This is a genomic window from Pseudovibrio sp. JE062 (assembly GCF_000156235.1).
GTDB lineage: Bacteria > Pseudomonadota > Alphaproteobacteria > Rhizobiales > Stappiaceae > Pseudovibrio.
The window spans coordinates 51,355-65,522 of the sequence record NZ_DS996817.1; the positions used below are offsets into that span (position 1 = coordinate 51,355).

The 14,168-nt window shown below is 51.8% G+C and carries 11 protein-coding genes; 9 read left to right on the forward strand and 2 right to left on the reverse strand.

Going from position 1 to position 14,168, the window contains the following annotated elements; all coding sequences use genetic code 11:
* Positions 1 to 14: 14 nt before the first annotated feature.
* Both PJE062_RS24105 and uxaC read left to right on the forward strand, forming a co-directional pair.
* Entirely contained in the window at positions 15 to 1,493 is a 1,479-nt protein-coding gene (locus tag PJE062_RS24105) for a mannitol dehydrogenase family protein (protein WP_008552747.1), read from the forward strand.
* 93 nt (positions 1,494 to 1,586) lie between these two features.
* Positions 1,587 to 3,005: a glucuronate isomerase gene (uxaC, locus tag PJE062_RS24110; RefSeq protein WP_008552680.1), complete on the forward strand. Its 1,419-nt coding sequence runs from the start codon at positions 1,587 to 1,589 to the stop codon at positions 3,003 to 3,005.
* 80 nt (positions 3,006 to 3,085) lie between these two features.
* Here uxaC and PJE062_RS24115 read toward each other — a convergent pair whose 3' ends face one another.
* Positions 3,086 to 4,912: a long-chain fatty acid--CoA ligase gene (locus PJE062_RS24115; protein ID WP_008552717.1), complete on the reverse strand. Its 1,827-nt coding sequence runs from the start codon at positions 4,910 to 4,912 to the stop codon at positions 3,086 to 3,088.
* 370 nt (positions 4,913 to 5,282) lie between these two features.
* Between PJE062_RS24115 and PJE062_RS24120 the strand changes: the two genes are divergently transcribed.
* From PJE062_RS24120 to PJE062_RS24150, 7 genes are all read left to right on the forward strand, one after another.
* Positions 5,283 to 6,467 (forward strand): GAK system CofD-like protein, encoded by a 1,185-nt coding sequence (locus PJE062_RS24120; RefSeq protein ID WP_008552759.1) that lies wholly within the window; start codon positions 5,283 to 5,285, stop codon positions 6,465 to 6,467.
* Positions 6,468 to 6,771: 304 nt separating this feature from the next.
* A complete protein-coding gene (locus PJE062_RS24125) occupies positions 6,772 to 8,172 on the forward strand; it encodes a YfcC family protein (RefSeq protein ID WP_008552775.1) in 1,401 nt (466 codons plus the stop codon).
* 123 nt (positions 8,173 to 8,295) lie between these two features.
* Positions 8,296 to 9,522 carry an arginine deiminase gene (gene arcA, locus PJE062_RS24130; protein WP_008552679.1) on the forward strand — a complete coding sequence of 409 codons (1,227 nt, stop codon included), beginning with the start codon at positions 8,296 to 8,298 and terminating at the stop codon, positions 9,520 to 9,522.
* Positions 9,523 to 9,578: 56 nt separating this feature from the next.
* The gene (gene argF / locus PJE062_RS24135; RefSeq protein ID WP_008552688.1) at positions 9,579 to 10,583 is read left to right on the forward strand and encodes an ornithine carbamoyltransferase; all 1,005 of its coding nucleotides are present in this window, start codon (positions 9,579 to 9,581) and stop codon (positions 10,581 to 10,583) included.
* Positions 10,583 to 11,515 (forward strand): carbamate kinase, encoded by a 933-nt coding sequence (gene arcC, locus PJE062_RS24140; RefSeq protein ID WP_008552701.1) that lies wholly within the window; start codon positions 10,583 to 10,585, stop codon positions 11,513 to 11,515. Before argF ends, arcC begins: the two co-directional genes overlap by 1 nt.
* A 117-nt stretch (positions 11,516 to 11,632) precedes the next feature.
* Complete coding sequence (gene nhaC / locus PJE062_RS24145; RefSeq protein WP_008552791.1) at positions 11,633 to 13,117, forward strand: Na+/H+ antiporter NhaC; 1,485 nt, start codon at positions 11,633 to 11,635, stop codon at positions 13,115 to 13,117.
* A gap of 22 nt (positions 13,118 to 13,139) precedes the next feature.
* On the forward strand, positions 13,140 to 13,646 hold the full coding sequence (locus tag PJE062_RS24150) for a GNAT family N-acetyltransferase (RefSeq protein WP_008552729.1): 507 nt from the start codon (positions 13,140 to 13,142) through the stop codon (positions 13,644 to 13,646).
* Here the strand turns inward: PJE062_RS24150 and PJE062_RS24155 are convergent.
* A complete protein-coding gene (locus PJE062_RS24155; protein WP_008552722.1) occupies positions 13,643 to 14,095 on the reverse strand; it encodes an Lrp/AsnC family transcriptional regulator in 453 nt (150 codons plus the stop codon). The genes PJE062_RS24150 and PJE062_RS24155 overlap by 4 nt on opposite strands.
* Positions 14,096 to 14,168: the final 73 nt, after the last annotated feature.

The following is a 14,168-nucleotide window of genomic DNA, read 5'->3' on the forward strand; positions in this document are numbered from 1 at the left end:
AAGGCCCACCTTCTATGACTTTTGAATTTCAAAAACTCGATCTCAATGCACTTCCAAGTGATGTTTCTGTGCCGTCTTATGACCGCGAATCATTGAAGCCACGCGTTGCTCATATTGGTTTTGGCGCCTTTGCCCGTGCGCACGTTGCTATGCATCTGCATGAGACACTTGCTGCCGGTGGCGGTGATTGGGGTATGCGCGTGATCGAACTGTTCGGCACCTCCGATCTGTTCGATAAACTGGAGGAGAACGATCACCTCTACACACTGGTTGAAACTGCTGATGAAGGTACGAACACTCGTCTGCTTGGTGCGGTGTGTGAAACGCAGCATCTGGCGCGTGACGGCGTTGAGGCACTGATCAATGGTTTGGCTGAAGAACAGCTCAAAGTCATTTCACTGACAATCACTGAGAAGGGTTACTGCGTTAAAAACGGGAAGCTGGATCTGGACAATGCAATGATCCAGCAGGACCTCTCTACTCCTTCTGCTCCAAAGACTGCGATTGGATTGATTGTTGCGGGTCTGGCTAAGCGTCGGGCACTTGGAAATGGCCCGATCACCGTCATGTCCTGTGACAACCTACCTCACAACGGTGTCCTTTGTGGTATTGCTGTTCGCGAGTTTGCTGCGAAGTTAGATGCAGAGCTAGCGGCGTGGATTGAAGAGAATGTCTCCTTCCCTTCCACCATGGTAGACCGCATTGTTCCAGCGCTGACGGACGAGTCCCGCGAGCTGATCCGTGAGAGCCTTGGAGGACAGGTTGATCTGAACGGCATCGTTTGTGAGCCATTCCGTCAATGGGTTATTGAAGACAACTTCAAAGCAGGTCGCCCTCAATGGGAGCTAGCTGGAGCACAGTTGGTTGCTGATGTGGAGCCATTTGAAGAGATGAAGCTTCGCACGCTCAACGGTTCCCACTCCTTCCTCGCTTATCTTGGCTTCCTCGCTGGCAAAGAAACTATTGCGGATTGTGCGGCTGATCCTGTGTTTTACGCTGAAGCGCGCAAGCTGATGGTGGATGAGCAACTGCCAACACTGGACGTTCCGGGAGATGTGGATCTGGTGGCTTATGCGGATTCATTGCTGAAGCGTTATTCCAACTCCAAACTGAAACACCGCACCTGGCAGATTGCAGCCGATGGCACGCAGAAAATGCCGCAGCGCTGGTTGAACTCCGTAAGATTCCATCTGGCCAATGGCGGTGACTATCGCCATCTGGTGCTCGGGATTGGCGGCTGGATGAACTACATCCGCGCGGATCGCAATGGCGAAAGTTATGAGGTGGTTGATCCACTTAAAGAGAAGCTTGCCGCAATCGTTGCCAATGATGGTGCTGACGAGACAACTTACGTCGATACTCTGCTTGCGTTGGATTCTGTGTTCCCATCTGAACTTGTTGCTAACGATGAGTTCAAGAAGGCAGTTCACAACGCCTATCGTGCAGTGGCAGAAAAAGGTGCCGCGCAGGCCGTAGCAGATTTGGCAGATTAGATTTTCCGGAGTTTTGCCAGGCATCCGCAGGGCAAACGCTCACTTTCAGGGAGGGATCAAAGGATCACTCCCACCACTTTCAGGGCAGAAACGATGCAGCCATTTCTTGGATCAGACTTCCTCCTCGAGACAGAAGCCGCACAACGACTTTACCACGACTACGCAGCAGAAATGCCGATCGTGGACTATCACAACCACCTGTGTCCGCAGACCATTGCTGAGGACCGCCGCTTTGATGATATTGGCCGCGTATGGCTGGAAGGTGATCACTACAAGTGGCGCGCGATGCGGTGGGCTGGTATCAACGAGAGCCTGATCACTGGCAAAGACACCAGTTTCAAAGAAAAATTCCTTGCCTACGCCTCCGTAATGCCGAAGTTCCTTGGGAATCCACTGTACCATTGGACGCATCTAGAGATGTATCGCTACTTCGGGCTGGAAGGCGTGATCCTCTCCGACAAGTCTGCAGAAACCGTTTGGGAGGTTTGCAACGCAAAACTGGCGACCAAGCAATTCTCTGCACGCGGTCTGCTGCAGATGCAGAACGTGAAGATGCTGGGCACCACTGATGATCCTTGTGATGATCTGCATTGGCATAAGATGATCGCTCAGGATCCAACCTCAACCATGGTTGTGCGTCCAACCTTCCGTCCAGACCCAGCCTTCAAGATCGACAAGCCGACATTTGGCGACTACATCATGAAGCTCAGCAGGCGCGTTGGTTTCCATATCGACAAGTATGAGCGCCTTCTGGAAGCGTTGAGCATGCGGCTGGATCATTTTGGCCGCCATGGCTGCCGTGCCGCAGACCATGGTCTGGACTCAATGCTGTTCTGCCCAATTCCGCCTGTTGCGGAGTTGGATCGCATCTTTAAAGAAGGGCAAAGCGGCGCAACGCTGAGCGTTGATGATGTGACAGCCTTCCAATCAGCGGTTCAGGTGTTCCTTGGCAAGGAATATGCGAAGCGCGGTTGGGTGATGCAGATGCACATTGGCGCAACACGAAACAACCGCAGTCGCATGTTTAAAGCATTGGGGCCTGACGTGGGCTGTGACGGCATCGATGACCGCGAACTTGCAAACCCGTTGAACCAGTTCCTTGATACGCTGGATCGTGAAAAAGCATTGCCGCGCACCGTGCTTTACTCTCTTGATCCAACGAAGAACGAAGTTGTTGTGACGACAGCCGGTAACTTCCAGGATGGTTCAGTGGGCGGTAAGGTTCAGGCCGGAACAGGCTGGTGGCACAACGATCAGCTGGACGGCATGGAACGCCAAATGACGCAATTAGCGCAGATGGGACTACTTTCTCAGTTCCTCGGCATGTTGACAGACAGCAGATCGTTCCTATCTTTCCCACGACACGAGTATTTCCGTCGCTTGCTTTGCAAGATCGTTGGAGAGTGGATGGATAAAGGCCATATTCCGGGTGATTTTGAGCTAGCGGGAGGCATGATCAGGGACATTTGCTACAACAATGCAGCAAACTGGTTCCTTGATGAAAGTAGGTAGGCTTTAGCCCCTGCTTTATCCCTTGGAAGCCCCTTGGACCATGCCTCTGGACCAAGGGGTTTCTGACATCAGAAGCTACATTAAGCGTCGTGCTTATAGATATTTTCCAGCGCGTCAGCGTGGTTGTTCAGTACCTTAGCACGTCGGATCTTGAGGGTTGGTGTCAGCTCACCTGTCTGGATCGAGAAGCCGTCCGGCAAAATTTCAAACTTGCGGATACGTTCTACACGTGAGTGGCGCGCATTCACTTTGTTGATGCCTGCCTGAATGACACTGCGCAGCTGATCAGATTTTAGAACATCTTCCGGTTTGATGTTGTTTTCTGTCGCAAACCGCTGTGCCATCACGCCATCGATTGTAATCAGAGCACTCAGGAAGGTCTGGTTGTTTCCTGCAACAACAGCATATTCCACCATCGGCAGTTCCATGAGATCTTGCTCCAACAATGCCGGGGAGATGTTCTTGCCGCCTGAGGTGATGATGATCTCTTTTTTGCGACCCGTGATGAACAGGTAGCCGTCTTTATCGAGATAACCGATATCGCCACTGTAGAGCCAACCATCACGCAGCGCCTCATCGGTGGATGCTGGGTCGTGCGCATAGCCGGAGAAGTTTGTGCCTGCTTTACAGAGGATCTCACCATCTGCCGCAATCTTGATTGTAACGCCTTCCATCGGTTTACCGACAGAGCCCAGACGGGTTGAACCAATGATATTGATGGTCGCACCGCCACAGTTTTCTGACTGGCCATAGACCTCACGGATCACGATGTCCAAGCCGGTGAACGCTTCCAAGACGCGCTTAGAGACTGGCGCTCCCCCACTCACGAACATGCGCATCTTGTCGAGGCCGATTTTGTGCTTGATCTTGTCGAGCACAAGGCGGTTGGCGACCTTCTTCTTGAGGTTAAGCATCAAGCCAGCAGATTTGCCATTGAGTGTCTGACCGTACCAATCCTTACTGGTTTGCAGCGACCATTGGATGAGCTTGCCCTTGAAGCCCTTGTCCTTGTTCAACTGCTTCTCGACCTTCTCATGGATCTTCTCGAAAATCCGAGGAACACCGAAGGTTACAGTCGGGCGGACTTCCGGCAGGTGTTCGCCAAGGCTGGTGACGGACTTGGCGTAATAGACGGGATAGCCAGTGTCACATGCCTGAATGATGGTGCCGCATTGTTCTGCAATATGTGCCATTGGCAGATAGGAGATATAGCGGTCTGCTGGAGTTGGCTTGAAAGCCAGGTTCAGCGCATCAGATTCAGCTCGGATTGCACGGTGGCTGATCTGAACCGCTTTTGGAAGGCCTGTTGTGCCGGAAGTGTAGATCTGGAGCGCAATGTCTTCGGCTGCAATATCATTGAGGCGCTGGTCCAGCTCTGCATCCAGTCCCGGGCTGTTTTCACCCAGAGACATGAAGCTTGCCCAGGTGTACTGATCTGGGTTTTCTACGCGTCCATCCAGACGGATCACCTTGCGCAAATGGCGCATGTTCTCTGACTGCTCACCAATGCCTTTCAGCTGGGCTTTGGTTTCAGCAAGCAGGATGCGGCCTTGAGAGTGACGCAGGATGTAGTTGATTTCTGGTGCAGCTGCTGTCCAGTAGATGCCTGTAGGAACAGCCCCAATCATCATGGCAGCGACGTCCATGATCGTCCATTCAGGACGGTTGTAGCTCAGAATACAAACAGCATCGCCGGGGTTTACGCCCAGCGCGAGAAGTGCCTTTGCAGCATTGCGCACTTGCTCGCCATATTCGGTCCAGCTCGTTGCGTCCCATCCAGTTTCACCACGCACGAAATATGCCGGTTTATCGGCAAGGCGTTCGACGGATTCCATAAATGCTTTTGGAATGGATTTAAACGCGTCTTGAGCTTGTGTTTGAGCAACGGGCTGGGCCTGCGAACTCATGCTATTCTCTCTATTTTTATTGTTTCCAGAGCTTTACATCCTCTGAATTTGCTGGTGTCAAATACAGATACTAAGAATACCCACCAAACCCACAAGAACTACAGGTATTTTCTCTTATTTTCTTCTCTCTGGTTCATGAGCAGCGAATATTCATTTTTGATTTGACAGAGATTTTACTGAATCACTGATATATCTAATGCGAGAAATACTTTAATGCTTCTTAGAGGCATTAAAGATTATTGAGTTCATGATAGATCGTTGGGGATGCTTCTGATTTAGTCAGGCTGAATCTACAATTTAGCCGTAAACCGATCTAATAGATCTCTTATGGTAAGAGGGATTGAATTCTCGCAGTCGGGCAAGTTCGTTTATGCAGCAGTTTAGTGTTACACGCGGTCTCACACTTCCGGATCCTGTTCGCATCAGTCGCTATAAGCGTCTGCCGGAACTTGGCCCTGCCCTGCTGTTCTTCAGTGGCGGAAGCGCACTTAATCCCACTGCCCGTGCTCTCAAGCAATACACGCATAACTCGATCCACTTGATGACACCGTTTGACAGCGGTGGGAGTTCTGCTGTTCTTCGCCATGCGTTTGGTATGCCCGCAATTGGTGATCTGCGCTCACGATTGATCGCACTGGCGGACGAGAGTGTGCTTGGGCAATCTGAGATCTATCGCCTTTTCACTCATCGCTTTCCAAAGACTGCCTCACTTGATGAGTTACATGGCGAACTGGTGGACCTTCTGGAAGGGCATGATCAGCTGATTGCGCGGGTGCCCAACCCTATGCGCCGTCTCATTCGGCATCAGCTGGCATTCTTCCATGATGCAATGCCGTCTGATTTTGATCTGCGTGGGGCAAGCATTGGCAACCTAATCCTTGCTGGCGGATATCTGAACAACAACCAGAAGCTTGATCCAATCATCTTTCTGTTCTCCAAGCTGGTGAATACGCTTGGCACAGTGCTGGCGACCGTGGACGCGCGTCTGCACCTCGCTGTGGAGCTGGATTCTGGCGAGATCATCGTCGGGCAGCACAATATGACTGGCAAGGAGACTGCTCCGATTGCCAGCAAGATCAAACGGACTTATCTGACACGCTCCTTGGCTGGCGGCGAACCGGTGGAGATTGAGGTATCGCCGAAGAAGCAGCATCTCATCGAGACTGCAGACATGATTTGTTATCCGCCGGGCAGCTTTCACAGCAGCCTGATTGCAAATCTTCTGCCTAAAGGCGTGGGCAAGTCTATTGCGCGTAGCCCTAACCCGAAGGTTTACGTACCAAACCTTGGCAATGATCCTGAGCAGTTTGGGATGAGCCCGAATGAGACGGTGGATGCGCTGCTAAAGCACCTGCGCGCTGATGCGGGGGAAGACACACCAACAGATAAGTTGCTCAACTTTGTTGTCACAGATGAGAGGCATGCCGCCGAGTTTGATTGGGCGGAGCTGGAAGCTCAAGGAATTTCACTGATTGGGGCTGATCTGACGAGTACCCATTCGGTTCCTTATTACGATCCGGAAAAACTAGTTTGCATGCTACTGAGTTTTCTCTAAGCGCGTTTTACAAAGTTTAACCTACTGCAGTGCTGAGTTTTATGGATTGGCCACGCTACACACAGTGTTAGCGAATGATTTGCAATGTCTTCCGCAGCCCTATCAAGGGTTGATATTTACACTTCTAATAGATCACGACCAATAATCTTATATACTTTACTTAAAAGCAGCCCGACATAGCGCAATATTTTGTTTGCGACACCCTTTAATCAAGAAACTGAACATCAGTTGACGCAAGTATCTACATAGATATTAGGTAGCGGCAGCATGATTACATTCGACAAATAACTAAGCGGAAAAACAAATGTCGAAGTTCAAGTTTCCTACCGCGTTTACAATTCTATTTGCTCTCATCATTCTCGTTGCAATTGCAACCTGGTTCGTTCCCGCAGGCAAGTACGATCGTGTCATTAATCCCGTGCTTGATAAGGAAGTTCCGGTTCCCGGGACCTATCATCTGGTGGAAGCCAATCCGCAAGGTCCGGTTGAAGTTTTCATGGCACCGATTGCCGGACTGTATGATCCGGTTTCCTACACCGCGAATGCGATTGATGTGGCTGTCTTTGTTCTTGTGATCGGCGGCTTCCTGATGGTGGTCACGCGCACAGGGGCAATCGATGCAGGCATCGCCAAGATCATGACGGGGCTGAAGGGACGAGAGAACCTTATGATCCCCATATTGATGGCCTTCTTTGCAGCTGGGGGCACGATTTATGGGATGGCGGAGGAAAGCCTAGCGTTCTATGCCCTCATCATTCCGGTGATGATCCGAGCAGGGTATGACTCGATGACCGGCGTTGCCGTGATCATGCTTGGCGCGGGGATTGGAACACTTGGATCAACCATCAATCCGTTCGCAACAGTGATTGCCTCCAACGCAGCGGGCGTGCCCTTTACCGACGGTATTGGCCTGCGTTTCCTCATTCTTATCGTTGGATGGCTGGTCTGTGTCGCCTGGGTGATGCGGTATGCAGCCAAGGTGAAAGCAGATCATTCAACATCCCTCGTTGCTGATATGAAGGAAGATAACGAAAAGCACTTCCTGCAAGGCGTTTCTACTGACGACATTCCCGACTTCACCGCAAAGCACGGTTGGATCATGGCAATCTTTGTCATCACCTTTGGTCTGTTGATCTATGGTGTTGCGGTGCTTGGTTGGTGGATGGGTGAGATGGCCGCCCTGTTCCTTGCCGCCTCGATCCTTGTGGGTATTGTCGCGCGGCAGGGTGAGCATGAGTTTGTCGATAATTTCCTGGATGGTGCACGTGATTTGCTTGGAGTTGCGCTGATTATCGGCGTGGCCCGCGGTATCGTGGTGGTGATGGATGCAGGTTCCATTACAGATACGATCCTTTACTGGTCTGAGCAGGCAGTCAGCGGCCTCAGCAAGGTTGCCTTCATCAACGTGATGTTCTGGCTGGAGCTGGTGCTCTCATTCTTCGTACCGTCCTCATCTGGTCTGGCTGTGCTTTCCATGCCGATCATGGCGCCACTCGCAGGCTTCTCCAACGTGGGAGCTGAGTATGTGGTCACAGCATTCCAGTCTGCCAGCGGCTTGCTGAACCTGTTCAACCCAACCTTTGCCGTTGTGATGGGTGGCCTGGCAATTGGGCGCGTGCCTTACGACAAGTGGCTCAGGTTCGCAATTCCGCTCGTGATCATCCTGTTCATCCTGATCTCATTGGCACTGTCATTGGCCGTTTAGAACAACGGACCTGCCGGAGGCGAGCATCCGCTTAGCTCGCCTCTGCGACACAACACACCTCTGAACCAAACAGCGAGATAGCCATCTCGCAAAACATAAGAATTCTGGAACGGAGTCTGCAACATGACTGAATTTGGTGTTCATTCGGAAGTTGGCAAACTGAAAGAAGTGATGGTTTGTCGCCCCGGGCTTGCGCATATGCGCCTTACTCCCGGCAACTGTCAGGAACTGTTGTTTGATGATGTGATCTGGGTTCGAGAGGCGCAAAAGCACCACTACGATTTCTGCCTCAGAATGGAAGAGCGCGGTGTGAATGTGCTGGAGATGCATAATCTCCTCAAAGAAACTCTCGAAGATCCTGAAGCCCGTAAGTGGGTACTGGAGCGTCGGATCACCCATAACCGCGTGGGTTACGGTATGGCCGAGGATTTGAGGGCCTGGCTGTATGAGCAGCACGAGAAGTTTCTTGCTGATCATCTGATCGGCGGTATTGCACGCGGAGAGTTAGGCTTCAAACCAACCGGGGTGTTTGGTAGTTATCTGGATGTGAATGATTTCGTCATTCCACCTCTGCCTAACACGCTGTTCACTCGTGATACGACCTGCTGGATCTACAATGGCGTTACGTTGAACCCTATGTTCTGGCAGGCTCGTCAGAATGAAACTCTTCTGACCACTGCGATCTACAAGTTCCATCCCCACTTCAAAGGCAAAGTGAATTTCTGGTGGGGTGATCCCGATGAGAACTTCCATGAATCTACCGTAGAAGGCGGTGACGTTATGCCGATTGGCAACGGGGTTGTTTTGATCGGCATGGGGGAACGTACGACACCGCAGGCTGTAGGTCAGGTCGCCCGGGCCCTCTTCCGCAACCATGCAGCTACGCGCGTCATTGCCTGTCAGATGCCAAAGAGCCGTGCTGCAATGCATCTGGATACGGTGTTCACTCTTCTGGACCGCGATAAAGCAACGGCTTTCTCAGGAGTTTGCGATGAGATCATCTGCTTCTCCATCCGCCCAGGCGATAAGCCAGAGAACGTTGATTACCGGCAGGATGAAGGTCATCTGTTCGATGTCGTCGCCAATGCGCTTGGCATTCAAAAGCTGCACGTAGTGACAACAGGTGGCAACGCTTATGACCAGGAACGCGAGCAATGGGATGATGGCAACAACGTTGTCTGCATCGAGCCAGGCGTTGTGGTTGGTTATCGCCGGAACACCTACACAAACTCCAAGCTTCAGAGAGCCGGTGTAGAAGTAATTGCCATTGATGGTTCGGAGTTAGGTCGCGGTCGCGGTGGTGGCCACTGCATGACTTGCCCGACCATTCGAGAACCGGTGGACTTCTAGAGTTTTTCAATCTCCGTTGAACAATAAAAACATCCAAGAGATGGAGCGTAAGGAAAATGGCTTTCAATCTGAAAGGTCGCAGTTACCTCAAGCTAAAGGACTTCAGCCAGCGCGAAGTGCTTTACATGCTGGATCTTGCCCGTGATCTCAAGCGAGCCAAATACTCCGGAACTGAACGGCAGACCCTCGTTGGCAAAAACATCTGCCTGATCTTTGAAAAAACCTCTACCCGAACCCGCTGTGCGTTTGAAGTTGCCGCGCATGATCAGGGCGCGCACGTCACCTATCTTGACCCATCGGGTTCGCAGATCGGGCACAAGGAATCCATGAAGGACACTGCCCGGGTGCTGGGTCGTATGTTTGATGCGATTGAGTTTCGTGGATCTGGCCAGAAGGCTGTTGAGACACTGGCAGACTATGCTGGTGTACCTGTCTACAACGGTTTGACCGACGACTGGCACCCAACGCAGATGCTGGCAGATATGCTGACGATGACCGAGCATACATCCAAGTCTCTGCATGAAATCTCTTTTGCGTACATGGGCGATGCCCGCAACAACATGGGCAACTCTCTGCTGATGCTCGGCGCGTTGTGTGGCTGTGATGTGCGTATTATCGCTCCGAAAGAGCTGTATCCGGAGCCACATGTCGTAAAGGCAGCTGAAGCGAATGCAAAGCGGTATGGTGCACGCATTACCATCACAGATGATCCAAAAGCTGGTACTGAAGGTGTCGACTTCATCCATACCGATGTTTGGGTTTCCATGGGTGAGCCACCGGATGTTTGGGAAAGCCGGATCAAGTTGCTCCGCGATTATCAGGTCAACAAGGCTCTGATTGAAGGTACCGGTAACGCCAACACCTTCTTCATGCATTGTCTACCAGCATTCCACAATCGCGAGACCAAAGTTGGTGAAGAGATCTTCCAGAAGTTCGGTATCTCGGAAATGGAAGTGACTGAAGACGTATTCGAGTCCGATCGTAATCTGGCCTTTGAGCAAGCAGAAAACCGGCTTCACACCATTAAGGCCATCATGGTTGCGACGATTGGAGGTCGATAATGCGTGTTGTCGTCGCTCTTGGCGGGAATGCGCTTCTCCGGCGCGGAGAAGCAATGACCGCCGAAAACCAACGTAGGAATGCACGTATTGCCGCTGAAGCCTTGGCACCGCTTTATGATGATGGTCATGAAGTGGTGATCACGCACGGCAACGGCCCGCAGGTTGGCTTGCTGGCTCTGCAGGGTGCCGCTTACGAGCATGTAGAACCCTATCCGCTTGATGTGTTAGGCGCAGAAACGGTTGGGATGATTGGTTACATGATTGAGCAGGAACTGGGAAACCTCCTACCATTCGAGAAACCATTCGCTACCATTCTCACGCAGGTTGAAGTTGATCCCAACGATCCCGCTTTCAAAGACCCGACCAAACCCATTGGTCCGCTCTACTCCAAGGAGGACGCTGAGAAGCTTGCCGACGAGAAAGGCTGGTCTATTCGTGAAGACGGTGACAAGTGGCGTCGTGTCGTGCCTAGCCCGTTGCCAAAGCACATCTTCGAGATCCGGCCTATCAAGTGGTTGCTGGATCATGACGTACTTGTCATCGCAGCTGGCGGTGGTGGCATTCCGACTATGTACAACGAGGAGAAAAAGCTCGTTGGCGTGGAATGTGTGATCGATAAAGATCGCTGTTCCGGCTTGCTTGCCAAAGAGATTGAAGCAGACGTCTACATTATGGCGACGGATGCCGATGCGGTTTATTTGGATTGGGGGACACCCAGCCAGCGCGCGATCAAATCAGCTTCTCCAGATGCCTTAGATGCCTATGGCTTTGCCGCAGGGTCCATGGGGCCGAAGGTAGAAGCAGCGCAGACGTTTGCTCGCCAAACCGGCAAGAAAGCGGTGATCTGCACTCTTTCTGAAGTTCCACAAGCGATTGCTGGCAATAAAGGAACCTCAATCAGCGTAGATGCTGGTGACACCAAGTTTTACTGAGATCAGAGCCCCGGAGCGGCATAAGCTTCGGGGTTCGTTTGCCATTGAACTCATTTGATTGTCCTGGGGCATAATTGTGCCCGTGAGAAGAACAAGAACACAGAGGACGAACAACTTATGGCCAACGCGCCAGCTCCATATTCCAGGAAAATGTCTCTCATCGGAGCGATCATTCCGGTTGCTTCGCTCATTGTTCTGTTGGCGTTGTCCTACTACTTGTTTGGAGATGAGGCTTCTTCCGGCCCAAACCAGATTGCCCTGCTGTTTTGTGCGTTAATCGCAACCTTTGTTGCGTTGTTTCATGGGTTCAGTTTTGATGAACTGAAGGATGCCGTTGTTGAGAGTGTCAGCACTGGTCTTCATGCGATTTTTATTCTGTTCGCAGTGGGGTCCCTGATTGGGACGTGGGCCATGTCCGGCACCATCATGGCGATGGTTTATTATGGATTGCAACTGCTTAGTCCAAACTACTTTTACTTCACCACAGTCATTATCTGTGCGCTCGTTTCCGTCAGTATTGGTAGTTCGTGGACTGTCGCAGGCACTATCGGCATCGGCCTGATGGGCATCTCAACGAAGATGGGTCTTGATCCGGCTATTACCGCTGGCGCGATCCTTTCTGGTGCTTATTTTGGCGATAAATCCTCGCCCCTTTCCGATGCCACTAACCTCGCTACGGCTGCAGCTGGGTCCAATCTTTACATTCACATCAAGGAAAACCTCTGGACCTCGGTTCCAGCCCTGACCATTGCACTTGCGTTGTTCTGGTGGTTAGGGGAGCCCGGAGATTTTGTTGCCCAAGGCACCCTATCCAGCATTGAGCAGCACTATGACATCACGCTGCTCAACTTCTTACCTCTGGTACTGGTGCTGGGACTGGCGATGATCCGGTATCCGCCGTTTACAACCATCTTCATCGGTGCTCTTGCCGGTGGCCTTTTTGCTGTGATCATGGACCCGGGCAAAGTGGTGAGTCTGGCCTCATCTGTAGACCTTCCTTATTGGCTGGTCATGATCAAAGGTGTCTGGATTGCCATGTCCAACGGCTATGTGAGTGTGACTGGTGACCCCTCAATTGATGCCTTGTTGAGCCGCGGTGGGATGGGCAATATGCTGACGACCATTTGGCTGATCATGACGGCGCTTGCCTTTGGTGGCGTAGTTGAGAAAGCTGGTATTCTGGACCGGATTATCGGGCCAATCCTGCATGCAGCAAAAACCACCGGGGCCTTGGTTTTGTCTTTGGTCACAACGGCCATTGCAACGAACATTCTAGCGGCGGATCAGTATATTGCGATTGTGATCCCGGGCCGGATGTATCGCAAATCCTTCCGACAGCGGCGCCTGCGTCCTGAGGTTCTTTCCAGAGCTGTCGGCGATAGTGCGACAGTGACTTCTGCGCTCATTCCGTGGAACAGCTGCGGGGCTTACATGGCTGCAACACTCGGGGTGCCTACCTTGGCGTTTGCCGGATTTGCCTTCTTCAACATTGTCAGCCCGATCCTGACAATTGTGTTTGCTGTGATGGGATGGCGCATGTTGACGATGACAGACCAGAAACCTGAGCGTATTGTGCTGCCTGATGAAGAGCAAAAAGACTGATTAAAGAGATTTACGGCGCACCATGGAAAATTACAGCTGGCATCCGATGGGGGAAGCTGATCTGCCCGAGATTGATCAGATCATGCAGCAGACCTATCCGCATCTACCTGAGGATATCGACTGCATTCGCGAGCGTGTGCGGCTGTTTCCGCAAGGCTGTTACGTGCTGAGGCGGGATGAGCAAGACGCCATTCTTGGTTATATCATCTCGCATCCGTGGGAAAACCGCAGTATTCCGCCGCTCTCCAGTTTGCTCGGTTCTCTGCCCTTTTCAGCGGAAGTCTATTACATCCACGATATCGCATTACTGCCTGCGGCGCAGGGCATCGGAGCTGCGCGAGCTGTTCTGACGCAGCTTAGTCAGGTGGCGCGCAGCCTATACATCAACAAGTTCGCACTTGTGGCGCTGGATACGGCCAACGAGTTCTGGCGCGCGCGTGGTTTCAGAGCCATCCAAGAAGACACGCTTAAAGAAAAGCTGATGGCCTATGGCCCTGGCGCTAACTACATGCAGCGCGGTGTTGATTAGAACGGGCGGTCTTTCACCTGTTCCATGCAAACAAACGTAGAGGTCTGCGCAACATAAGGCATCTCGGAGAGTTTCTCACCAAGGATACGGCGGTAGCTTCCGATGTCTCTTGTGCGGACTTTCAGGAGATAGTCGAACCCACTTGCAATCATGTGGCATTCTTCGATTTCCGGGATTTCGCGCGCGGCCGCATTAAAGGCTTCCAGCGATCTTGAGCGGGTGTCATTGAGCTTGACCTGCACAAATGCGATGTGCCCTGCCCCCAATTTAGTGTGATCTACCTCAGCCCGATACCCCAGAATATACCCTGCATCCTCCAGTTTCTTCATGCGGATCTGGCAGGGGGTTTTGGATAGCCCTACCTTTTTCGCAAGGTCAGTAACGGTGATGCGCCCGCATTTTTGTAATTCTTCCAGGATTTTGCGGTCAAAATCGTCCAATTTCTCCATGATATGCCATTTTTATATTCATAACGACCATGGCGACTGAATATCAAAGTCAAATAGTCTTTACCATCAAAAA